Genomic DNA, 22403 nt, shown 5'->3' on the forward strand with positions numbered 1-22403 from the left:
CATCCAGCCCTGACGGACGGCGGAGGTACCCATGGCGCGCTACGACGCCCCCACCCACTGGCAGTCCCGCTACGACCACTTCATCGGCGGCGAGTACGTGAAGCCGCACGGCGGCCGGTACTTCGAGAACCCCAGCCCGGTGACCGGGCAGACCTTCTGCGAGGTGGCCCGGGGCACCGCCGAGGACGTCGAGAAGGCCCTCGACGCCGCGCACGGCGCGGCCGACGCCTGGGGCCGCACCTCGGTCGCCGACCGGGCGGTCATCCTCAACAAGATCGCCGACCGGATGCAGGAGCACCTGGAGACCCTCGCGGTCGCCGAGACCTGGGAGAACGGCAAGCCGGTACGGGAGACGCTGGCCGCCGACATCCCCCTCGCGATCGACCACTTCCGCTACTTCGCCGGGGCGATCCGGGCCCAGGAGGGCTCCCTCGGCGAGCTCGACGACGACACCGTGGCGTACCACTTCCACGAGCCGCTCGGCGTGGTCGGGCAGATCATCCCGTGGAACTTCCCGCTGCTCATGGCGACCTGGAAGCTCGCCCCGGCCCTCGCCGCCGGCAACGCCGTGGTGCTCAAACCCGCCGAGCAGACCCCGGCGTCGATCCACTACCTGCTCTCGCTCATCGCCGACCTGCTCCCGCCGGGCGTGGTCAACGTGGTCAACGGCTTCGGCGTCGAGGCGGGCAAGCCGCTGGCCTCCTCGCCCCGGGTGGCGAAGGTGGCGTTCACCGGCGAGACCACCACCGGGCGGCTGATCATGCAGTACGCCAGCGAGAACATCAAGCCGGTCACGCTGGAACTCGGCGGCAAGAGCCCGAACATCTTCTTCGACGACGTCAGCGCCGCCCGCGACGACTTCTTCGACAAGGCCCTCGAGGGCTTCACCATGTTCGCGCTCAACCAGGGCGAGGTGTGCACCTGCCCGTCCCGGGCGCTGATCCAGCAGGGCCACTACTCGGACTTCCTCGCCGCGGCCGTCGAGCGGACGAAGGCGGTGCGCCAGGGCCACCCCCTCGACACCGAGACGATGATCGGGGCGCAGGCGTCGAACGACCAGCTGGAGAAGATCCTGTCCTACCTGGACATCGGCCGGCAGGAGGGCGCCAAGGTGCTGACCGGCGGCGAGCGGGCCGACCTGGGCGGCGAACTCTCCGGCGGGTACTACGTGCAGCCGACCATCTTCGAGGGTGACAACTCGATGCGGATCTTCCAGGAGGAGATCTTCGGCCCGGTGGTCTCGGTGACCTCCTTCGCCGACCTGGACGACGCCGTCAAGATCGCCAACGACACCCTGTACGGCCTCGGCGCGGGCGTCTGGACCCGGGACATCAACACCGCGTACCGGGCCGGGCGGTCGATCCAGGCCGGCCGGGTCTGGACCAACTGCTACCACGCCTACCCGGCCCACGCCGCGTTCGGCGGCTACAAGCAGTCCGGCATCGGCCGGGAGAACCACAAGATGATGCTGGAGCACTACCAGCAGACCAAGAACCTGCTGGTCAGCTACTCCCCGAAGAAGCTGGGCTTCTTCTGATGGGCGACCCGGTGACCCTGACCCCCGCGGCGGCCGACCTGATCCGGTCGCTGCGGGGGCAGCACGGCCCGCTCATGTTCCACCAGTCCGGCGGCTGCTGCGACGGCAGCGCCCCGATGTGCTACCCGGCCGGCGAGTTCCGCACGGGCGGCTCGGACGTCCTCCTGGCGTCGCTCGACGTCGACGGCGTCCCCGAGCCGGTCGAGTTCTGGATGTCCAGCGCCCAGTGGGAGCTGTGGAAACACACGCGGCTGACGGTCGACGTGGTCCCCGGTCGGGGCAGCGGCTTCTCCCTCGAAGCCCCCGAAGGGGTCCGCTTCCTCATCCGCTCCCAGCTCGCCTGACCAGCCAGGGCCTCCCGGCCACCGGGAGGCCCCGGCTACCCTTCCAGCACGGCCACAGCCTCGCGCAGGTCGCGCCGGAGCTGTTCGTCCTGCCAGGCGGTGTCCACGACGACCCCGCCGGTGATCACCCGCGAGTCCCGCTCGGCGAGGTCCCGCAGCGCCGGCAGCACACTCCGGGCATCCATCTCCACCAGCAGCGGCAGCACGCCGCGCGTCCAGCCCTCCTCGATGAGGCGGACCAGGACCGGCGCGAGGTCGTCCGGGGACACGCCGATCCGCCAGAGCGCCCGTACCGGCGCCACCGGACCCACCCGCTCGTCGAGCAGCTTCCACAGGGCCGGTTCGTACGCCGGGTCGGGGAACCGGGCCACCAGGTCGGCGGCGGCGGACGCGGCCCACCAGCCGGTGCCGAGCACCGCCTGGACGGTGGGCAGCACCGCGTCACGGTCGTCGGCAAGCTCCAGCACCGACCGGGCCGCCAGCAGCTGCGCGTACCTCTCCGCCTCCGTCTCCAGCGCCACCCCGGTCAGGTACGACCGCAGCCTGGGCAGCAGCGCGTCGAGCGCCGGAATCGCGTCGAAGGCCTGCCGGAGCCGCCAGTCGTCGCCGTTCGGCCCCGCATCGAGCTGCCGGGCGACCGCGGCCACCACCGGCTCGCCCTCACCCGCGGCCCGCCACAGCGCCACCCCGGCACGAACGTCGCCGTCGGAGGCCGCCCTCCGCAGCTCCGGCACCGCCGGCTCGGGCGCCGCCCCGATCGCGGCGAGCGCGGCCCCCACCCGCGTCGGGGCGACCGGCAGGGCGGCCACCACCTCCGGCACGGCGGCGGAGGCGGCCGACCCCCACCGTTCGAGCAGGGTGGCCAGCCCGGTGACCAGCACGGGGTTGTCCGCGCCGGCCAAACGACCCCGGGCCGCAGACAACACGGCTGCGCTGAAGGGTGGCTGGTCGACCGGCAGCCGCACCTCGTGCCCGCCGGCCCAGACCGCACAGATCACGTCGACCCAGCGCGGGTCGGCCAGCACGGCGAGGGTCTCCACCGCCCGCTGCTGAGGGGTGTATCCGGTGGCGTCCACCACCGCCGGCCAACCGGCAGCGACCTGTGCCAGGTCATCGGCGTACGCCGCCGAGGCGGGACCGGCGGTACGCAGCACCCCGACCGCCTCGGCCCGGACACTCTCGTCCGGGTCATGCAGCGCCGGCCCGAGCAGAGGCAGCAGCAGGGCCGGGGCGGAACGCAGCTGCCGGCAGCGCTCACCGATCGCGTACGCGGCGGCCTTGCGAGCCGGCGGTGCGGCGGTGCGGCGGTGAGCAGACGACCGAGCAGGTCCACCACGAACCGCTCGTCGGCCTCGCTCACCAACTCGTCCAGGGCCTCACCCTCGCGCTGCCAGTTGTAGTCGAGCTCCACCTCCGGGTCGAACGCCTCCACGGCACCCGCCGGCCAGGGCAGCCCGGCCCGATGGATCGCGACCACCGCGGCGACGCGTACCGGTGGCTCCTCCTGCTGCAGCGCGGCGGCCAGCAGGTCGGCGGCGCCGGCCGGGTCACGCAGCCCGAGCGCCAGCACCAGCGAGGCCCGGACACTCGGCACCTCCTCGATGGCCCACCGGGACCGCAACAGGGCGGCCGGCAGCCGGTCCCCGCACTGCGCCACCGTGTACGCCGCGTCCGCGCGGATCTGCGGGTCGGGGTCGGCGAGCAGCGGCGCCAGCCGGTCCGCCTGCGCCCGCACCGCCTCGCGGACCTCCTCGGCCTCGTCGCCGTACGCGTGGTGCGGGTCGGCGAGCATGCCCACGGTGGCCAGGATCTCGGATCGCTGGTGGCGGGCCGTCGATGCCAGCTCCACGAGGATCGGCACGGCCGGCACCGTGGCGGAGTAGACGGTGCCCTGGTGGAAGATGCTGCCGATGATCTCGCTGAGGGCCTCCTCGACCTCGTCCTCGTCGTCGGAGGCGAGGGCCCGCAACAGGTCGGGGACGTCCTCGGCCGTCCCGTAGGCGTGGGTGAGCCGCGTCCAGTCGATCTCGTCCAGCCGGTTCAGCACCCGCCGCACTCTACGCCGCTGCTTGACGCAGGCGACCCGTCGCCGTCGCGGTTGCAGTGTTAGCAGTAAGGCTCAGGCGATCTGACGAAGATCGTCTCCGTAGTCGAAGATGATCCGCAGCCTGGCCCCGAGGGCATTCGCGTACCGGCTCAGCGTGGCCACCTCGTTGACGTCGAGGTCGCCGTTCTCGATCTGACTCACCCGGCCCGGCGTGACACCCATGAGGTCGGCCACCTGCCGCTGGGTGAGCCCCAGCCGCTTCCGCTCTTCGGCGAGGTGGAAGGCGTGCACCCACGCCTCGGTGCGCGTCCACTCCTCCTCGTACGCCGCGTCGTCACCGCCGAGCTCGGCGCGAACCTCGTCCCAGTCGTAGAACTCCGTCATGGCTCCCCCCTTCGCTCGCGCTCATTGTCGAGCCAGGCCTTGTACGCAACCTCCGCCATCGGGATGTTCCGCTGATACCACCGGGTCCAGTCTCCCGCCTTGTTGCCGGCGACGAGCAGTACAGCCTGCGACCAGGGATCGAAAACGAACAGCACCCGGATCGCCACGTCCCGGCCCGACCGAGGCCGGAGCTCCTTGAGATTACGGATGCTGCTGCCACGGAGTGTGTCCACGAGCGGGCGTCCCAGCCCCGGCCCGACCTCCGCCAACTTGTCCACCGCGACCCGGACACTCTCATACGACGCTGGATCGCTCTGCCGCAGATCGCGGAGCCATTGGCGCACATCACCAGTGACCCGGACCGACCAACGTCCTCCGGCAGCACCCATGGCTCAACTATAGCTTGAGCTAAACATCGGGGCAGTGCACGCGGCCCGTCAGCGTCCGTCGAGGAGGGGTTGGCGCGGGTCCCAGGGCGGGCCGCCGGTGGCGTCGCGGCGGCGGCGGGCGATCGCCGACAACGCCTCCAGGACCACCCGGTTCCCCAGGTACGCGGTGATGTCGGCGTGGTCGTACGGCGGCGCCACCTCGACCACGTCCACCCCGACCACGGGCAGCTCATAGCAGCAGCGCCGGACCGCGTCGAGGAGCTGCCGCGAGGTGAGCCCGCCCGGCTCCGGGGTGCCGGTGCCGGGGGCCATGCCCGGGTCGACCACGTCCACGTCGACGGAGAGGAAGACCCCCTCGCACTCGTCGGTGGCGATCCCGAACGCCTCGGTCAGGCATTCGTCCAGGCCGCGCGAAACCACCTCGGTCATCTCGTACGACCGCATCCGCTGGCCGGCCATCCAGGTCAGTGTCTCGGGGCCGGGCCAGTAGCCGCGCAGGCCGATCTGGAGGAAGCGGTCGCCGCGTACCGCGCCGGACTCGATGAGCCGGCGCATCGGCTGGCCGTGCCCGTGCAGCGAGCCGAACTCGATGTCCCCGGTGTCGGCGTGCGCGTCGAAGTGCACCAGCGACACCCGGCCGAGCCCGTGGTGGTGGGCCACCCCGGTGGCGTCGGGCAGCGCGATGGAGTGGTCGCCGCCGAGCACGATCGGGATCGCCCCGGCGGCGGCCACCGCGTACACGGCGGTCTCCAGGGCGGCCAGCGACCGTTCGATGTCGCCGGAGAACATCTCCACGTCGCCCGCGTCGTAGACGCGGAGGTCCTGCAGGCCGTCCACCCGCAGCGCCAGGGACGGGCGGGAGCCGTCGTGCGGCAGGTAGCAGGCCTGGCGGATGGCGGACGGGCCGAACCGGGTGCCCGGCCGGTGCGAGGTGCCGCCGTCGAAGGGCGCACCGACGATCACCACGTCGGCGTCCGCGTAGGTGACCGGCTCCTCGAGGGTGCACGGGGGCACCCCGAGGAAGGTCACGTCGGGGCCGAACATCGGGCCGTAGCGGGTCATCGCTCCTCCATTCCCCACGGCGAGCCGTAGCCGGTCAGCAGGTCGAGGAAGGGCCTCGGGGGCAGCGCCTCCGGGCCGAGCACGCCGGTGCCGGACCAGGCGCCGGTGGCGAGCAGTTCCAACGCGACCACCGGGTTGACCGCGGTCTGCCAGACCACCGCCTGGTGGCCGTACTCCCGCATCGACCACTCGTTGTCGACCACGTGGTAGAGGTAGACCCGCCGCGGCCGGCCGTCCACCCCGGTGCCGGTCACGTACGTCCCGGCGCAGGTCTTGCCGCGCATCCGGTCGCCGAGGGTGGCCGGGTCGGGCAGGCAGGCGGCCACGACATCGCGGGGAGAAACCGAAGCGCCGCCCACCCGCACCGGCTTCGTCGAGTCCAGGCCGAGCTTGTGCAGGGTCTTCAGCACCTGAATGAACTCGTCGCCGAGGCCGTACTTGAAAGTCACCCGTTTCGCCTTGACCCAGCGCGGGATCAGCAGCACCTCCTCGTGCTCCACGTTGACGCACTCGACCGGGCCGATCCCCGCCGGAAACTCGAACACCTCCGGCTCGGAGAACGGCGGGGTGGTGTACCAGCCCCGGTCGGCCGCCCAGATCACCGGCGGGTTGAGGCACTCCTCGATGGTGGTCCAGATGGAGAACGACGGGGCGAAGTCGTAGCCGTCGACGGTGAGGTTGGCCCCGTCGCGTACCCCGATCTCGTCGATCTCGGTGAAGAGTTCGTCGTCGGCGTAGCGGGCGAAGACGTCGGAGAGGCCGGGTTCGACGCCGATGCCGCAGAGCGCCAGCCGGCCGGCGGCGGCCCACTGCTCAGCGAGAGCGAACTGGTCGTCGCCGAGCTTCACGCCGGTCTCCGCGTACGGCGCGGTCGGGTGCGGGTGGGACAGCGACATCGCCATGTCCAGGTAGTCGGCCCCGGCGGCGAACGCGCCCTCGAAGATCGGCATGACGAAGCGCGGGTCGACCGCGTTGAGCACGTGGGTGATCCGGTGGTCCCGGCAGAGCGCGGCGACCGCCTCCGCCGACGAGGCGTCGAGCGGGGCGGCGACGAACCGGGCGTCGTGGTCCGCGACGGCCCGGCTGGCCCGGCCGAGGTCGTAGTCGGCGACCACCATGGTCTCGAAGAAGGAGCGGCGGGCGGCGATGGCGACGGCGGCGGAGCCGACCCCGCCGGCGCCGACGAGCAGGACGCGCATCAGGAATCGAACCCCAGTCCAAGACGATCAAGCGTACGGAGCCACCCGTTGCGCCGCCCCTGGCGCGCGTCGGCGCGGGCGAGCGACCAGCGGGTGAGGTTGATGCCGGCGGCGCGGAACGGCTCCGGCGGGAACGGCAGCGGCTTGCTGCGCACCAGGTCGAGCCGGGTCAGCGGGGTCTCCTCCCCGCTGAGCAGGTCGAGCATCACCCGGGCGCCGAACCGGCTGGCCCCGACCCCGAGCCCGGTGAACCCGGCCGCGTACGCCAGCCGTCCGGAGTAGGCGGTGCCGAAGAACGGGCAGAACCGGGTGCAGGTGTCGATCACCCCGCCCCAGCGGTGACTGAACCGGAGGCCCGCCAACTGTGGAAACGTGGTGAAGAAGTGCTCGGCCAGCGCGGTGAAGGTGGCCTGCCGCTGCTCCAGTTCGGGGGCCATCCGGTTGCCGTAGTGGTAGACCGCGTCGTACCCGCCGAACAGGATCCGGCCGTCGGCGGTGATCCGGTAGTAGTGGAACTGGTTGCCGACGTCGGCCAGCCCCTGCCGGTTGGCCCAGCCGACCGCCTCGCGCTGCGCCGCCGACAGCGGCTCGGTCATCAGCGCGTAGTCGTAGACCGGCACCAGCCAGGCGCGCAGCCGGCGCAGCAGCGGCGGGAACGCGTTGCCGGCCAGCACCACCCGCCGGGCCCGCACCGTGCCGGGTGCCCCGTCCGGGCCGCCGGCCGTCGCCGCGCGCAGCCCGCCACCGTCGCCGGCCAGCCCGGTGACCCGGGTGTGCTCGTGGAGTCGTACGCCCAGGTCGAGGGCGGCGCGGCGGAGGCCCCAGGCGAGCTTCGCCGGGTCGAGCATGGCCACCCGGTCTCGGTCCCACATCCCGCCGAGGTACGTCGGTGAGGCCACCTCGGCGCGTACCTCGTCGCGGTCGAGCAGCCGGACGTCGTGGCCGTACCGGCGGGCCAGTTCGGCGTCCTCGGCGAGCCCGGCGAGCTGGTACGGCTCGACGGCGACCGCCATTTCGCCGGTCCGCTCGAAGTCGCAGTCGATGCCGTACCGGGCCACCGTGGCGGCGATGGCGGCCAGGTTCTCCCGGCCGAGCCGCTCCAGCTCGTCGATCTCGCCGGGGAACCGGTCGACGCCGTTGGCCAGGCCGTGGGTGAGCGAGGCGGCGCAGAACCCGCCGTTACGCCCCGACGCCGCCCAGCCGCAGGTGCCCGCCTCGGCCAGGAGCACGTCCCGGTCCGGCTCGGCTTCCTTGGCGAGCAGGGCGGTCCAGAGGCCGGAGTATCCGCCGCCGACCACCAGCAGGTCGGCGTCGTGCGTGCCGGTCAGCGGCGGCAGCGGGTCGGGTCGTTCCGGTCGGTCGAGCCAGTACGGGACGGGCGCGGCGTCGGCCAGCGCCCGGCCGGTATGCGGGAGCTTCATGACCGGCTCTTGGCCGTCCCGGCGCCCACTGCGGGGGCCGTGAGGGCCGCCCGCCGGGCCTTCCGGCCGCGCAGCGAGCTGGCCCCGACGAGCAGCAGCGCGATCACGAACATCGCCGTACCGATGACGTTGACCTGCGGCGGGATGCCCCGCTGGGCGGCACCCCAGACGTACATCGGGAAGGTGACGGTGGTGCCGGCGTTGAAGTTCGTGATGATGAAGTCGTCGAAGCTGAGCGAGAACGCGAGCAGCGCGGCGGCCAGGATGCCAGGCAGTACCAGGGGCAGGGTGATCCGCCGGAAGGTTTGCCACTCGCTGGCGTACAGGTCCATGGCGGCCTCCTCCAACCGCCGGTCCATGCCGGCGAGCCGGGCCTTCACGGTGACCACCACGAACGACACGCAGAACATCACGTGCGCGATGACGATGGTCCAGAAGCCCTGCGGCACGCCGAAGCCGAAGATGGCTCGGAGCTGGTTGTCGGACCAGACGAAGAGCGCGAGCAGCGAGGTACCCATCACCAGCTCGGGGGTCGCCATCGGCAGGAAGATCAGCAGGTTGATCCCGGACCGGCCGCGGAACCGGTGCCGGACCAGCGCGAATGCCATCAGCGTGCCGAGCACGGTGGAAACCACCGTGGCGATGAAGCCGATCTGGACGCTGCGGACCACCGCATCGCACATGTCCGACGTGGCGCAGGGGTGCGCCCAGTTGTCCAGGGTGAACTCGTTGAAGTCGTAGGAGAGCCGGCTCGCCGGGCGGTTGAAGGAGAGGCCGGCAACCACCATGATCGGCAGCGAGAGGTAGGCCAGGACGAGCAGGGCCACGCCCATCACCCACCGGTCGGCCAGCCAACGCGAGATCCTCACAGCACCTCCTCCGTGCCGGCCTTGCGCAGGTAGACGAAGACGATCGCGAGGATCGCCGCCATCAGCAGGAACGACAGGGCCGCACCCTGCGGGTAGTCCAGCCGGACCAGGAACGCCGAGTCGATGACGTTGCCGATCATGTATTCGTTCGGCGTGCCGAGCAGTTCGGCGTTGATGTAGTCACCGGTCGCCGGGATGAAGAAGAGCAGCGTGCCGGCGATCAGGCCGGGCATGGACAGCGGCAGGGTGACCTTCTGGAAGGCCCGCAGCGGGCTCGCGTACAGGTCGCTCGCCGCCTCCAGCAGGCGCGGGTCCAGCCGCTCCAGGTTCGCGTACAGCGGCAGCACCAGGAAGGGCAGGAAGTTGTACGTGAGGCCGAGCACCACCGCCACCGGCGTGGCCAGCAGCCGGCCGTCCGGCCCGAGCAGGTGCACGTCCCGCAGCAGCCCGACCACCCAGCCGTTGTCCGACAGGATGGTCTTCCAGGCCAGCGTCCGGACCAGGAAGCTGGTGAACATCGGCGCGACCACGGCGACCAGCAGCAGGTTCTTCCAGCGGCCCGCCTTCTGCGCGATCGCGTACGCCAGCGGGTAGCCCATCAGCAGGGCCAGCACCAGCGCGATCGCCGAGTAGAGGAACGACCGGACGAACTGCGGCCAGTACGCCTGCAACGCGTCCGGGTAGTTGCCGACGGCCCCGGTCATCGCGTACCCGGTGGAGAGGGATCCGCTCGGGTCGTAGAGGCTGGTCGCGGCGAGCTGGAGCAGCGGCAGGGCGAAGAAGATCAGCAGCCAGGCCGCCCCCGGCAGCAGCAGCAGGTACGGCAGCGCCCGGTGGCGTCCCCGGCGGGGCGGCGGCGGGGCCGCCTGTCCCGACGGGGTCGATACGTGGGCCAGGGCGGTCATGGCGCCACCTCGCTGCGCTCGGCGTCACCATGACCTGGCACTGGACTGAGCCGAACGGTTCGCTCGCTGCGCTCGCTCATGAGAGCGCACCCACCGGTGGCTGGTCGAGCAGCGGGGTGGTCTGGTCGTCCGCACCGGAATCACGAGGCAGCAGGAACGCGTGCCGCGGGTCCCAGTGCGCCACCACCGTGGCGCCGAGCGGCAGTTGGCCGCCGACCCCGCTGTTGGCCGAGAACGCGGACAGCTCGCTGCCCCACGCCGTCCGCACCAGATACTGGGTGCTCACGCCGACGTAGGAGGCGTCGGTCACCACGCCGCCGACGTGCTGGTGGCCGGCGGGCACCTGGTCGGGGCGCTCGACCAGGTGCAGCTTCTCCGGACGTACCCCGAGGAAGACCGGGCCCTGGTCGGCGCGGGCCCGCCCGGCGGGCACCGAGAAGCGCAGGCCGTGCGCGGTGACCAGCACCTCGTCCCCGCTCGGCCCGGCGGCCTCGCCGGCCAGCAGGTTGGACTGGCCGAGGAAGTTCGCCACGAACGCGGTGGCCGGATACTCGTAAAGGTCCGCCGGGGTGCCGAGCTGCTCGATCCGCCCGGCGTTCATCACCGCGACCGTGTCGGCCATGGTCATGGCCTCCTCCTGGTCGTGGGTGACGTGCACGAAGGTGATGCCGACCTCGGTCTGGATCCGCTTCAGCTCGATCTGCATCTGCCGGCGCAGCTTCAGGTCGAGCGCGCCGAGCGGCTCGTCGAGCAGCAGCACCTGCGGGTGGTTGATCAGCGCGCGGGCCAGCGCGACCCGCTGCTGCTGCCCGCCGGAGAGCTGGGCCGGCTTGCGCCGGTCGTACCCTTCGAGCTGCACCAGCGCGAGCATCCGCTCGACCTGGTCGGTGACGTTGCGGATGCCCCGCCGGCGCAACCCGAAGGCCACGTTCTCCTGGATGTCGAGGTGCGGGAAGAGCGCGTAGCTCTGGAACACGGTGTTCACCGGCCGCTTGTACGGTCGCAGCCCGGCGATGTCGCGGTCGCCGAGCAGCACCTGCCCGCTGGTCGGCTCCTCCAGCCCGGCGATCATCCGCAGCGTGGTGGTCTTGCCGCAGCCGGACGCCCCGAGCAGGGCGAAGAACGAGCCCTGCGGGACGGTCAGGCTGAGGTCGTCCACGGCGGTGAAGACGCCGAACCGCTTGGTCAGGTTGGCCAGCCGCAGGTCGCCGGCCGGTGTGTCGTGTCCCATCGTGATCACGCCCCGATGACCTTCTGGAACTTGGCCTCGTACTCCTTCTCCTGCTTCTCGTCCAGGGCCATGAAGCCCCGGGCCTTTGACAGCAGTGCCTCATCGGGGAAGATGAGCGGGTTCTTGGCCAGGTCCGGATCGATCTTCTCCATCTCCGCCTGCGCGCCCTTGACCGGGCAGATGTAGTTGACGTACGCGGCGAGCTGCGCCGCCACCGCCGGGTCGTAGTAGTAGTTGATCAGCTCTTCGGCGTTCGCCTTGTGGCTGGACCTGTTCGGCACCAGCATGTTGTCCGACCAGAGCATCACGCCGGACTCCGGCGGCACGAACTTGATGTTGTCGTTCTCGAAGCCGAGCTGGATCACGTCGCCGGACCAGGCGATGCAGGCGGCGATGTCGCCCTTGTTGAGGTCCTGCGAGTAGTCGTTGCCGGTGAACTTGCGGATCTGCCCGGAGTCGACGGCCCGCTGCAACTTGGCCAGCGCGTCGTCGAACTGGGCGGTGGTGAAGTCCGCCGGGTTGTGGCCGTTGGACTGGAGCAGCAGGCCCATGGTGTCCCGCATCTCCGACAACGCGGTCACCTTGCCCTTGAGGTCCGGGCGGGTGAGCAGTTCGTCGACCGTGCGGATCTCCTTGGTCACCTTCGCGTTGTAGGCGAGCCCGGACAGACCCGACTGCCACGGGACGGAGAGCTGGCGGTCCGCATCGAAGGTCACATTGCGCAGTGAGGGCAGCAGGTTGGCCTCGACGTTGGGCAGCTTGGCCTTGTCCAGCTTCTGGATCCAGCCGAGCCGGATCATCCGGGCGGCCATCCAGTCGGTGAGCACCATGAGGTCCCGCCCGGTGGGCTGGCAGCTGGCGAGCTGGGTCTGCACCTTGCCGAAGAACTCGTTGTTGTCGTTGATGTCCTCGGTGTAGGTCACCTGGATGCCGGTCTTGGCGATGAAGGCGTCCACGGTGGGCCGCTTGGACTCGTCCTTCTCGTCGACGTCGATGTACTGCGGCCAGTTGGAGAAGGCCAGCTTCTTCTCCGTCGCGGAGAGGTCCTCGCTCTTGCAGCCGGCCTCGGTCTGCTGGGCGCCCTTCGTGCCGCAGCCGGCCAGCGTGCCCGCCGTGGCGAGCAGTGCGGCCGAGCCGAGGGTGCCGGTGAGCAGACCACGCCGGGTGAGGGGCCGGAGGTGACTACGCATGTGACGACTCCTAAGGGGGATCGTCGGCGGCGGGACGGGGGCGGCGCGCCAACGGGAGGGTCAAGGCGATGGGACGACTGATCCTGACATGATGTGACCTCCCTTACAAGGGATTCCGTTGTTGGATTAGCCAAGGGCCACGAATTACGCCAGACTCGGCGAGCATTACGCTCAGCGCCAAGGAACCGGACAGGGGAGCGGTCAATGGTCAACCGGCAAGTGGAAAACGGCAACGGCGCCCGCCGTGTCACCGTGCGCGAAGGCGCCAGTCACGCTCTGCTCGACGACGTGGCCAAACAGATCATCGAGCAGCTCCAGGAGGACGGCCGCCGCCCGTACGCCACCATCGGCAAGGCGGTCGGCCTCTCCGAGGCGGCGGTCCGCCAGCGGGTGCAGCGGCTCCTCGACGCCGGGGTCATGCAGATCGTCGCGGTGACCGATCCGCTCCAGCTCGGCTTCCCCCGCCAGGCCATGATCGGCCTGCGTACCGACGGGGACCTGGAGGCCGTGGCCGATCGGCTCGCCGAGTTCGAGGAGATCGACTACGTGGTGATCACGGCCGGCTCCTTCGACCTGCTGGCCGAGGTGGTCTGCCGCAACGACGAGCACCTGCTGGAGATCCTCCAGAAGCTGCGCACCGTCTCGGGCGTGCTGGCGACCGAGGCGTTCGTCTACCTCAAGCTCCGCAAGCAGACCTACAGCTGGGGCACCGCCTGAGCAACCCCGGACAACTACGGAATCCGTTGCCATCCAGGGAACAGCTCGCTAATTCCGTCGCCTAGAAGCCACTGGACTACCGATCCCACTTGCTTTCGTGGCCAGGGCTGTGGGATAACCGTGGGCAGAGCGGCCGGTTTCACCCCTTGACCGGCCCGAGACCGATGGGGCTGACATGGCCAACGCCACCGACCACCTCTGGATGCACTTCACCCGGATGGCCAGCTACTCCGCCGGCGAGGTCCCGACCATCGTGCGCGGCGAGGGCGCCTACGTCTGGGACTCGCAGGGCCGCCGCTACCTGGATGGACTCGCCGGGCTCTTCGTCGTCAACGCCGGTCACGGCCGGACCGAGCTCGCCGACGCGGCCGCCAAGCAGGCCGCCGAGCTCGCCTACTTCCCACTGTGGTCGTACGCCCACCCGAAGGCCGTCGAGCTGGCCGAGAAGGTCGCCACGCTGACCCCCGGCGACCTGAACCGGGTGTTCTTCACCACCGGCGGCTCGGAGGCCGTCGAGGCGGCGTGGAAGCTGGCCCGGGCCTACTTCAAGCGCACCGGCCAGCCGAACAAGCACAAGGTGGTCAGCCGCTACATCGCGTACCACGGCACCTCGATGGGGGCGCTGTCGATCACCGGCCTGCCCGGCATCAAGTCCGACTTCGAGCCGCTGGTTCCCGGCGGCATCAAGGTGCCGAACACCAACTTCTACCGCGCACCGGAGCACGGCGACTCGCCGGAGGCGTTCGGCCGCTGGGCCGCCGAGGAGATCGGCCGGGCCATCGAGCGGGAAGGGCCGGACACGGTCGCCGCGGTCTTCCTCGAGCCGGTGCAGAACTCCGGCGGCTGCTTCCCGCCGCCGCCCGGCTACTTCGAGCGGGTCCGGGAGATCTGCGACGCGTACGACGTGCTGCTCGTCTCCGACGAGGTGATCTGCTCCTGGGGCCGGCTGGGTGAATACTTCGGCGCCACCCGGTACGGCTACCAGCCCGACATCATCACCACGGCCAAGGGCATCACCTCGGGCTACGCCCCGCTCGGCGCGATGATCGCCAGCGAGCGGCTGATGGAGCCGTTCCTCACCGAGACCGGCATGTTCGCCCACGGGGTGACCTTCGGCGGCCACCCGGTCTCCTGCGCGGTGGCCCTGGCCAACCTGGAGGTCTTCGCCCGCGAGGACCTGATCGGGCACGTCCGGGCCAACGAGGACGCGTTCCGGTCCACCCTGGAGAAGCTCAACGACCTGCCGATCGTCGGCGACGTCCGCGGTGACGGCTACTTCTACGGGATCGAACTGGTCAAGGACAAGGCGACCAGGGAGACCTTCGACGAGGCCGAGTCGGAGCGGCTGCTGCGCGGCTTCCTCTCCACCGCGCTCTTCCAGGCCGGGCTCTACTGCCGCGCCGACGACCGGGGCGACCCGGTGGTGCAGCTCGCCCCGCCGCTGATCGCCGAGCAGCAGCAGTTCGACGAGATCGAGCAGATCCTGCGCGCCGTGCTGACCGAGGCATGGGCGCGCCTCTGACCCCGGCCTCCGCGTCGGACGGGGCCGGGACTCGCGACCGCGAGGACCGGCCCCGCTCCATCGCTCCGGCCGCCGACCAGCACCGCGAGCACCGGGCCGGGAGCACGGACGGCCCCCTCGCCCCCGCCGAACAGCACCGCGAGCACCGGGCCGAGCGCACCGACGTCGGCCGGACCGACCGGACCCGGGTACGCCGGCTGCCCGACCTCGCCGTGCACGACCGGGCGGCCCTGCACGCCGTCCTCGACGCCGGCCGGGTCGCCCATCTCGCCATCGCCGCCGGCACCCAGCCGTACGCGCTGCCCATCGCGTACGCCCGGGACGGGGAGCGGGTGCTGGTGCACGGCTCCACCGGCAGCCGCCTTTTCCGGCACCTCGCCGCCGGCGCCCCGGCCTGCCTCACGGTCACCCTGCTCGACGGGCTCGTGCTGGCCCGCAGCGCCTTCGAGTCCTCGATGAACTACCGCTGCGCCATGGTGCTCGGCAGCCTCGCCGTGCTCGACGGCGACGAGAAGCTGGCCGCCCTGGAACGGCTCTCCGAGCACCTGCTGCCCGGCCGCTGGGCGCGGATCCGGCCACCCTCGGCAAAGGAACTGGCCGCCACGCTGGTGCTCGCCCTGCCGCTGGACGAGTGCTCGGTGAAGATCAGCGCCGGGCCGCCCGACGACCCCGAGGACGACCTCGACCGGCCGGTCTGGGCCGGGGTGGTGCCGATCGTCGAGGCGTACGGGATCCCGCAGCCCGATCCGCGGCTGCGGCACGACCTGCCCCCACCGGAGTGGTGATGCGCTACCAGGACCTGTCGTACTGGCTGTCCAGCCTGGACGAGCCGCTGACGCCGCGCCCCGGGCTGCCCGGCGACACCGACGCCGACGTGGTGCTCGTCGGGGCCGGCTACACCGGGCTGTGGACGGCGTACTACCTGGCGGCGGCCGACCCGTCGCTGCGCATCGTCGTGCTCGAACAGGAGATCGCCGGGTACGGCGCCTCGGGACGCAACGGCGGCTGGTGCTCCGCGCTCCTGCCCACCTCACTGCCCGCGCTGGCCCGCCGACACGGCCGCGACCGGGCGCTGGCCATGCAACGGGCCATGCACGACACGGTCCGCGAGGTCGGCCGGGTGATCGCCGCCGAGGGGATCGACTGTGACTGGCGGGCCGCCGGCACCGTGGTGCTGGCCCGCACCGACGTCCAGCTCGCCCGGGCCCGGGCCGCCGTCGCCGAGGCCCGCGACCACGGGCTGGCCGACGACGACCTGGTGCTGCTCGACGCCGCCGAGGCCACCGCCCGCTGCCGGGCCGACGGGGTACGCGGCGGCACGTACACCCCGCACTGCGCCGCCGTGCACCCGGCGAAGCTGGTCCGCGGGCTGGCCCGGGCGGTGGAACGCCGGGGCGTACGGATCTTCGAGCGGACCCCGGTCACGACGGTGCGGCCCGGCGCGGCGGTGACCCCCGCGGGGGTGGTCCGGGCGCCGGTGGTGGTCCGGGCGACGGAGGGGTTCACCCCCGGGCTGCCCGGGCAGCGGCGGGCGGTGGCGCCGGTCTACTCGTTGATGGTGGCCACCGAGCCGCTGCCCGAGGCGACCTGGGCGGAGATCGGGCTGGCCGAGCGGGAGACCTTCTCCGACTACCGGCACGTCATCATCTACGGCCAGCGCACCGCCGACGGCCGGCTCGCCTTCGGTGGCCGGGGCGCCCCCTACCACTTCGGCTCCCGGATCCACCCCGACTACGACCGGGAGCCGCGGGTCTTCGCGGCGCTGCGCCGGGCGCTGGGCGAACTCTTCCCGGCGCTCGGGCCGGCGGTGCCGGTCAGCCACAGCTGGGGCGGGCCGCTCGGCGTAGCCCGGGACTGGACCGCCTCGGTGGGGCTGGACCGGACGACCGGTCTCGGCTGGGCCGGCGGCTACGTCGGCGACGGCGTCGGCACCAGCAACCTCGCCGGCCGTACCCTGGCAGACCTGATCCGGGGCGAGGCGAGCGACCTGACCGCGCTCCCCTGGGTCAACCACCGCTCTCCCCGGTGGGAGCCCGAGCCGCTGCGGTGGCTCGCCGTGAACGCCGGCCTCAAGCTCATGTTCTCCGCCGACGAGGCCGAGCTCCGCACCGGCCGCCCGTCCCGCCGCGCCGCCGCCTTCTCCCGCCTCCTCGGCCACTAACCCCCACCCACTGCCCCACCCCACCCCCACCAGCGGGTTGATCATGAAGTTGTTGTCGCGACACGCCGATGCGGAGGGCAACAACTTCATGATCAACGCACCGAACCCACCCCGGGCACGGGCCGGGGGTGGGTCAGTGGGTGGGGGGGATTACGCGGAGGTGGCCGCGGCGGCCGGTCTGCTGGGGGCCCTGCGGGGCGATCTGGTCGTCCTCCGGCGGGCGGGGCGGCGCGGGGCGGGCGGCCTCCCGGACCGCCTCGGCCAGCGCGACCAAGTCGTCGGTGGTCGGCGGGGGCGGCTCGAACTCGCCCTCGTGCCGGACCACGTCCCAGCCGCGCGGGGCGGTCAGGCTCCGGGCGTGCGGCTCGCAGAGGTCGTACGTGTGCGGCTCGGCGAAGGCCGCCAGCGGGCCCACCACAGCGGTCGACTCGTTGTAGACATAGGTCAATGTGGCGACCGCTTGCCGGGGGCAGCCGTTACGGGAGCAGCGCCGTGGTGACCTCACGGCGGCAGGGTATCTCCATTACCGGGTCCGGCGCACCGCTTCGCGTTGCGACACGCCCGTCATGGTGATCACAATTCGTCCGATCGGATCACCGGCACGCCGCACCAACGACGCAACGGCCGGCCACCCGGTCATGCGGGCTACCCTGTGCGTCATGACGAGCCCGGAAAACCGCCGCCCCGGCTCCGGCCGGCGCACCCACCGCGACCGCCACGGCCGCGGGCTGCGCGGGCGGCTGGTGCCGGCCACCGTACCGCTGGCCCGGACCAAGGCCGAGGTCTTCGACGACCTGGTGCTGGACACGGTCGAGACCCTCGAACGCCGCTTCGCCAAGGAACTGGCCGGCGTCGAGTTCGCGGTCGAGGACGTCCCGCCGGACCTGAACGTCTATGACTCGGACGTGCTGGAGGACGGCGAGGTGCCGCTGGCCCGGCTGCTGCCCGGGCGCCCCGGCCGGCAGGAGGTGCCACCCCGGATCGTGCTCTACCGGCGGCCGCTGGAGTTTCGCGCCATGGATCGCGAGGACCTCGCGGATCTCGTGCACGACGTGATCATCGAGCAGGTGGCGAACCTGCTCGGGGTCGACCCCGACGAGCTGGCCTGAGCCACCACGCGCGCGTCGCCGCACCTCGGCCAGCCCCCACCGGCCGAACTGTCGGCCCGAGCCGGGCGGCCCCCACCGCCCCGGCCCGGTACGCGTCAGGCGGCGACTCGCCGCTTCAGCTTCCGCCGCTCCCGCTCGGAGAGCCCGCCCCAGATCCCGAACCGCTCGTCGTGGCCGAGGGCGTATTCCAGGCACTCCGTCTTGACTTCACACCGCGAGCAGATCCGCTTCGCCTCGCGGGTCGAACCGCCCTTCTCGGGAAAGAACGCCTCCGGGTCGGTCTGCGAGCAGAGCGCCCGCTCCTGCCACTCCGGCGCGTTTCCGAGCAGGTCGGCCACCTCGAGCTGGCCGTCCATCAGATGCCTCCTTGTCGCGCACCGGCGTCATCGCCGCTGCAACCCCCCACGCGAAAGGCGTGCTTGTCCGTCCGGTCGCAATTTGTTGCGTTCCGTGCGAACAACCCCATTCAAATTACACGCGTGTAATGCGTGCGCCGTCAAGCCGAACTTGATAATGGAGTCGCCCTCCCGACACGTTCCGGACGACCATCTCAGCCGTCCGGGCCTCGCAACCTGCCCTATCGATTCAGACCCCGGACGAGTAACGCCCTCTCCGGCGAGTTGTCCGAAGTTTTCTGCCGTGGCGTACCGAGGTGGACTCCACCGGAGGCCCCGGCGGAGGCTCCGGTGGGCCGTACCCGGGCGGCCGTCGCGAACACCGTCCAAGATCAGCATTGTGGTTGGCCAAAGATAACGCGACTCCCGCCGTACCGCCCGTCGAACCGGCAGACGCCGCCTATGCCCCGTCCACACTGTGGACGGGGCGCGACGGCGAACCGGGGTTCGGGCGATCAACCGGCGCCCCGCGGTGCGCTGGTCGGCCAGACGAACTCGGCGACCACGCTGCCCGTGACGGAGACCGCGCTGGCCGGCGTACGGTCGTCCCACCACGCGGTATGGCTTCCCGAGCGGGGTCGGCGGCACTGTGGAACCCCCCGTCCCGGAGTCCCGCACCGCCGAATGGGTACTCACCCGCCGGCCCGGCTGATCTCGTTTCTCGCGTCCGTGCAGCTCACGTCCGCTGTGGACGATCAGCGCGCCGGAGTCGCCGCGAGGGTTGGTGCCCGGGCACGGCCCACCCGTCAGGACTTCGCCGCCGCCGGCGGGTTGGTGAACCCGTCGTAGGGCGTGCCGAGGAACGGGAAGTCACCGAGGAACGGTGCGGTCACGTCGGCCGCGCTGAGCCCCGGCGTGACCGTGGCCGCCGCCGCGTCCGGGGTGAGCGTCCGGCCCGCCAACGGCACGGTGAGCCCGGCGACCGCCCGCAGCGGGATGCTCACCATCTCGTCGCCGGCCCTTCGACAACTCCAGCTCGGCGCGTCTGGCGCCCGATCGGCCTGGTGTTGTAAAGAAGGCTGTTCGGATTCGTGATCTCCGGTGGGGAATTCAAAACGATAGGTGAACTCCGGATAACCGCCGCGCACTTGTCGACGTGAATCTCGGACCGGACGTCGTCGCCGAACTCGAAGAAGTTCGGGCCGCCCGAGGTAGTTGCACCGGCACGGAGTCGGCGATCAGCGTGACGGTGTCCGGGCAGTCGGGACTGACGAACGCGGACAAGGTCGGAGCTGTCGGCGAACGGATCCTTGGCTATCTCCGGCGCTTCGCGGTGAGAGGACGGCGGCCGGCCGGGAAAGGTTCGACGTCAGGCGCCGGCGTGGCCGTACGCGGTCGTCCGCTTGCGGGCCGGTCGGCCCGCCGTCGCCGCGATCGCCTGGAGCTGCTCCTCGGTCCGGGCCGAGCCGTTGCCCGAGCCGGCCATCCGGGAGATGGTCTCCTCCATCAACGTGCCGCCCAGGTCGTTGCAGCCACCCTGGAGCATCGCCACGGTGCCCTCGTCGCCCAGCTTCACCCAGGAGCACTGGATGTTGGCGATCCGGCCGTGCAGCAGCAGCCGCGCCATCGCGTGCACCGCCCGGTTCTCCCGCCAGGTCGGCCCCGGCCGGGCGATGCCGGCCAGGTAGATCGGCGCGTTGGTGTGCACGAACGGCAGCGCGACGAACTCGGTGAAGCCGCCGGTGCGGTCCTGCACCCCGGCCAGCACCCGGAAGTGGGCGAGCCACTGGCCCGGGTGGTCGACGTGGCCGTACATCATCGTGGAGCTGGACCGGATGCCCAGCTCGTGGGCGGTGGTCACCACCTCGACCCAGGCGGCGGCCGGCAGCTTGCCCTTGGTGAGCACCCAGCGCACCTCGTCGTCGAGGATCTCCGCGGCGGTGCCCGGGATGGTGTCCAGGCCGGCCTCGCGGAGCTGCCCCAGCCACTCCTTCACCGGCACGCCGGCCTTCGCCGCGGCGGTGACGATCTCCATCGGAGAGAACGCGTGCACGTGCATCCCCGGGACCCGGGCCTTGATCGCCCGGACCAGGTCGGCGTACCCGGTGACCGGCAGCTTCGGGTCGATCCCGCCCTGCAGGCAGACCTCGGTGGCGCCCGCCGCCCACGCCTCCGCGGCCCGGTCGGCGACCTGGTCCACGGAGAGCCGGTACGCGTCCGCGTCGCTCTCCCGCTGCGCGAAGGCGCAGAACCGGCAGCCGACGTAGCAGACGTTGCTGAAGTTGATGTTGCGGTTGACCACGTACGTGACGTCGTCGCCGACCGCGTCCCGCCGGACGTCGTCCGCGATCCGGCACAGCTCGTCCAGCGCCGGCCCGTCGGCGGCGAAGAGCGCAAGCGCCCGGTCGGCGTGCCGGGGGTCCAGCAGCGCCGCCGGGTCGTCGGCGGCCAGCCGCAGGCCCGCACGCAGATCAGGGTCGCTCGACCCGCCCGTCGGGACGCTGACCTTGCCGGCGACCGCCGACCAGTCGCCGTAGACGCTGTCGAAGTCGCCGCGCCGGTCCCCGGTCCGGCCGGTGGTGTCGATGGTGGCGTGCAGGTCGGTACGCCCACCGAAGACCTCCTCCGGCTCCTGCCAGGGGCGGCCGACCGGGCTGGCTGCTTCGACCGCGAGCCCGGTCGCCGGGTCCGCGAGGGCGGTGACGTGCGGCAGCAGCCGCGGATCCAGCCACGGGTCGCCGGCCCGGACGTACTCCGGGTAGATGGTCAGCCGCTCCCGCAGGGTGAAGCCGGCCGTGGCGGTGTGCCGGGCCAACTCGTCGAGCTGCGGCCAGGGGCGTTCCGGGTTGACGTGGTCCGGGGTGACCGGCGAGACCCCGCCCCAGTCGTCGATGCCGGCGCGCAGCAGCAGCCCGTACTCGCCCTCGATGAGGTTCGGCGGGGCCTGGATGCGCGCCTTCGGGCCGAGCAGGATCCGGGCCACGGCCACCGTGGCGGCCAGGTCGTGCAGCTCGGCGTCGGGCATGCCGCGCATCGCGGTGTCCGGCTTGGCGCGGAAGTTCTGCACGATCACCTCCTGGAGGTGGCCGTACTCCCGCATGCTCCGGCGGATCGCGAAGAGCGCGTCGACCCGCTCGGCCAGGGTCTCCCCGATGCCGATGAGGATGCCGGTGGTGAACGGCACGCCGACCCGGCCGGCGTCGTCGAGCACCCGGAGCCGGACGGCCGGCTCCTTGTCCGGCGAGCCGTAGTGCGGGCCACCCGGCTCCGACCAGAGCCGGGTCGCGGTGGTCTCCAGCATCATGCCCATGCTCGGCGCGACCGGCTTGAGTCGTTGCAGCTCCGACCAGGACAGCACGCCCGGGTTGAGGTGCGGCAGCAGGCCGGTCTCCTCCAGCACCGCCACCGCGCAGGCCCGCAGGTAGTCGAGGGTGGACCCGTAGCCACGCTCGTCCAGCCACCGACGGGCCGCCGGCCAGCGCTCCTCCGGGCGGTCGCCGAGAGTGAACAGCGCCTCCTTGCAACCCTGCGCCGCCCCCTCCCGGGCGATCGCGAGCACCTCGTCCCGCTCCAGGTACGCGGCCGGAAGCCGGTGCGGCACGGTGGCGAAGGTGCAGTAGTGGCAACGGTCCCGGCAGAGCCGGGTCAGCGGGATGAAGACCTTCTTGGAAAAGGTGACCACGCCCGGGCGGCCCGCCTCCCGTAGCCCCGCGTCGCGTACCTCGCCGGCGATCCGGAGCAGCTCGTCCAGCGCCTCGCCGCGCGCCCCCAGCAGTGCGGTGGCCTCGTCGACGTCCAGCGCCCGACCGGTCGCGGCCCGGCGCAGGGCCCGCCGGACGCTCGCCTCGGTGGGGGCGGACCCGCTGCGATCAACCATCCGTCCACCCTATGCGCTGGCCACCTACCCCACCCCGCGTCGGGTGGGCGCCGTGGCCTGTGGCGTGGACGCAGTCTTGCGGAAAAGAGTGGCCGCCCGGCATC

At 71.8% G+C, this 22403-nt stretch carries 22 protein-coding genes; 7 read left to right on the forward strand and 15 right to left on the reverse strand.

Annotation, left to right across the window (positions count from 1 at the left end; translation table 11 throughout):
- Positions 1-31: 31 nt before the first annotated feature.
- Positions 32-1537 (forward strand): aldehyde dehydrogenase, encoded by a 1506-nt coding sequence (gene adh, locus ACY34I_RS17410; protein ID WP_462756052.1) that lies wholly within the window; start codon positions 32-34, stop codon positions 1535-1537.
- Entirely contained in the window at positions 1537-1881 is a 345-nt protein-coding gene (locus ACY34I_RS17415) for a DUF779 domain-containing protein (protein ID WP_462756053.1), read from the forward strand. The genes adh and ACY34I_RS17415 overlap by 1 nt, the downstream gene beginning before the upstream one ends.
- Before the next feature lie 35 nt (positions 1882-1916).
- On the opposite strand, the gene ACY34I_RS17420 is transcribed toward ACY34I_RS17415, so the two are convergent.
- The 10 genes from ACY34I_RS17420 to ACY34I_RS17465 form a co-directional block, all read right to left on the reverse strand.
- Entirely contained in the window at positions 1917-3035 is a 1119-nt protein-coding gene (locus ACY34I_RS17420; protein ID WP_462756054.1) for a hypothetical protein, read from the reverse strand.
- 965 nt (positions 3036-4000) lie between these two features.
- Positions 4001-4312: a helix-turn-helix domain-containing protein gene (locus tag ACY34I_RS17425; protein WP_462756055.1), complete on the reverse strand. Its 312-nt coding sequence runs from the start codon at positions 4310-4312 to the stop codon at positions 4001-4003.
- Complete coding sequence (locus ACY34I_RS17430) at positions 4309-4701, reverse strand: type II toxin-antitoxin system RelE/ParE family toxin (protein WP_148798883.1); 393 nt, start codon at positions 4699-4701, stop codon at positions 4309-4311. The genes ACY34I_RS17425 and ACY34I_RS17430 overlap by 4 nt, the downstream gene beginning before the upstream one ends.
- Positions 4702-4749: 48 nt before the next feature.
- On the reverse strand, positions 4750-5763 hold the full coding sequence (gene speB, locus ACY34I_RS17435; protein WP_462756056.1) for an agmatinase: 1014 nt from the start codon (positions 5761-5763) through the stop codon (positions 4750-4752).
- Positions 5760-6962 carry a saccharopine dehydrogenase family protein gene (locus tag ACY34I_RS17440; protein WP_462756057.1) on the reverse strand — a complete coding sequence of 401 codons (1203 nt, stop codon included), beginning with the start codon at positions 6960-6962 and terminating at the stop codon, positions 5760-5762. Before ACY34I_RS17440 ends, speB begins: the two co-directional genes overlap by 4 nt.
- Positions 6962-8383, reverse strand: a complete 1422-nt coding sequence (locus ACY34I_RS17445) for an NAD(P)/FAD-dependent oxidoreductase (protein ID WP_462756058.1) — start codon at positions 8381-8383, stop codon at positions 6962-6964. The genes ACY34I_RS17440 and ACY34I_RS17445 overlap by 1 nt, the downstream gene beginning before the upstream one ends.
- Positions 8380-9252 carry an ABC transporter permease gene (locus tag ACY34I_RS17450; RefSeq protein ID WP_462756059.1) on the reverse strand — a complete coding sequence of 291 codons (873 nt, stop codon included), beginning with the start codon at positions 9250-9252 and terminating at the stop codon, positions 8380-8382. The genes ACY34I_RS17445 and ACY34I_RS17450 overlap by 4 nt, the downstream gene beginning before the upstream one ends.
- Positions 9249-10157: an ABC transporter permease gene (locus ACY34I_RS17455; RefSeq protein ID WP_462756060.1), complete on the reverse strand. Its 909-nt coding sequence runs from the start codon at positions 10155-10157 to the stop codon at positions 9249-9251. Before ACY34I_RS17455 ends, ACY34I_RS17450 begins: the two co-directional genes overlap by 4 nt.
- A 76-nt stretch (positions 10158-10233) precedes the next feature.
- Positions 10234-11388, reverse strand: a complete 1155-nt coding sequence (locus ACY34I_RS17460) for an ABC transporter ATP-binding protein (protein WP_462756104.1) — start codon at positions 11386-11388, stop codon at positions 10234-10236.
- A gap of 5 nt (positions 11389-11393) precedes the next feature.
- Positions 11394-12578 (reverse strand): ABC transporter substrate-binding protein, encoded by a 1185-nt coding sequence (locus ACY34I_RS17465; protein WP_462756061.1) that lies wholly within the window; start codon positions 12576-12578, stop codon positions 11394-11396.
- Between the two features lie 204 nt (positions 12579-12782).
- Here ACY34I_RS17465 and ACY34I_RS17470 point away from each other — a divergent pair, with 204 nt between their 5' ends.
- The 4 genes from ACY34I_RS17470 (at position 12783) to ACY34I_RS17485 (ending at position 16978) form a co-directional block, all read left to right on the forward strand.
- On the forward strand, positions 12783-13295 hold the full coding sequence (locus tag ACY34I_RS17470; RefSeq protein ID WP_462756062.1) for an Lrp/AsnC family transcriptional regulator: 513 nt from the start codon (positions 12783-12785) through the stop codon (positions 13293-13295).
- 175 nt (positions 13296-13470) lie between these two features.
- Positions 13471-14817, forward strand: a complete 1347-nt coding sequence (locus ACY34I_RS17475) for an aspartate aminotransferase family protein (RefSeq protein WP_462756063.1) — start codon at positions 13471-13473, stop codon at positions 14815-14817.
- Positions 14802-15602, forward strand: a complete 801-nt coding sequence (locus tag ACY34I_RS17480) for a pyridoxamine 5'-phosphate oxidase family protein (protein WP_462756064.1) — start codon at positions 14802-14804, stop codon at positions 15600-15602. The genes ACY34I_RS17475 and ACY34I_RS17480 overlap by 16 nt, the downstream gene beginning before the upstream one ends.
- Entirely contained in the window at positions 15602-16978 is a 1377-nt protein-coding gene (locus ACY34I_RS17485; protein WP_462756065.1) for an NAD(P)/FAD-dependent oxidoreductase, read from the forward strand. The genes ACY34I_RS17480 and ACY34I_RS17485 overlap by 1 nt, the downstream gene beginning before the upstream one ends.
- 133 nt (positions 16979-17111) lie before the next feature.
- Here ACY34I_RS17485 and ACY34I_RS17490 read toward each other — a convergent pair whose 3' ends face one another.
- Positions 17112-17483 carry a DUF3499 domain-containing protein gene (locus ACY34I_RS17490; protein ID WP_462756066.1) on the reverse strand — a complete coding sequence of 124 codons (372 nt, stop codon included), beginning with the start codon at positions 17481-17483 and terminating at the stop codon, positions 17112-17114.
- A gap of 154 nt (positions 17484-17637) precedes the next feature.
- On the opposite strand from ACY34I_RS17490, the gene ACY34I_RS17495 reads away from it, so the two are divergent.
- Positions 17638-18087, forward strand: a complete 450-nt coding sequence (locus ACY34I_RS17495; RefSeq protein ID WP_091260118.1) for a metallopeptidase family protein — start codon at positions 17638-17640, stop codon at positions 18085-18087.
- Positions 18088-18182: 95 nt separating this feature from the next.
- On the opposite strand, the gene ACY34I_RS17500 is transcribed toward ACY34I_RS17495, so the two are convergent.
- The 4 genes from ACY34I_RS17500 to ACY34I_RS17515 all read right to left on the reverse strand — a co-directional run bounded on the left by ACY34I_RS17500 (position 18183) and on the right by ACY34I_RS17515 (position 22299).
- Positions 18183-18443 (reverse strand): WhiB family transcriptional regulator, encoded by a 261-nt coding sequence (locus tag ACY34I_RS17500; protein ID WP_013284161.1) that lies wholly within the window; start codon positions 18441-18443, stop codon positions 18183-18185.
- A 785-nt stretch (positions 18444-19228) separates the two neighbouring features.
- Positions 19229-19429, reverse strand: coding sequence for a hypothetical protein (locus ACY34I_RS17505; protein WP_462756067.1), 201 nt, complete (start codon positions 19427-19429; stop codon positions 19229-19231).
- On the reverse strand, positions 19423-19740 hold the full coding sequence (locus ACY34I_RS17510; RefSeq protein WP_462756105.1) for a hypothetical protein: 318 nt from the start codon (positions 19738-19740) through the stop codon (positions 19423-19425). Before ACY34I_RS17510 ends, ACY34I_RS17505 begins: the two co-directional genes overlap by 7 nt.
- Positions 19741-19791: 51 nt before the next feature.
- Complete coding sequence (locus tag ACY34I_RS17515; protein WP_462756068.1) at positions 19792-22299, reverse strand: bifunctional FO biosynthesis protein CofGH; 2508 nt, start codon at positions 22297-22299, stop codon at positions 19792-19794.
- Positions 22300-22403: the final 104 nt, after the last annotated feature.

It is taken from the genome of Micromonospora sp. RTBAU3-60 (assembly GCF_054963695.1).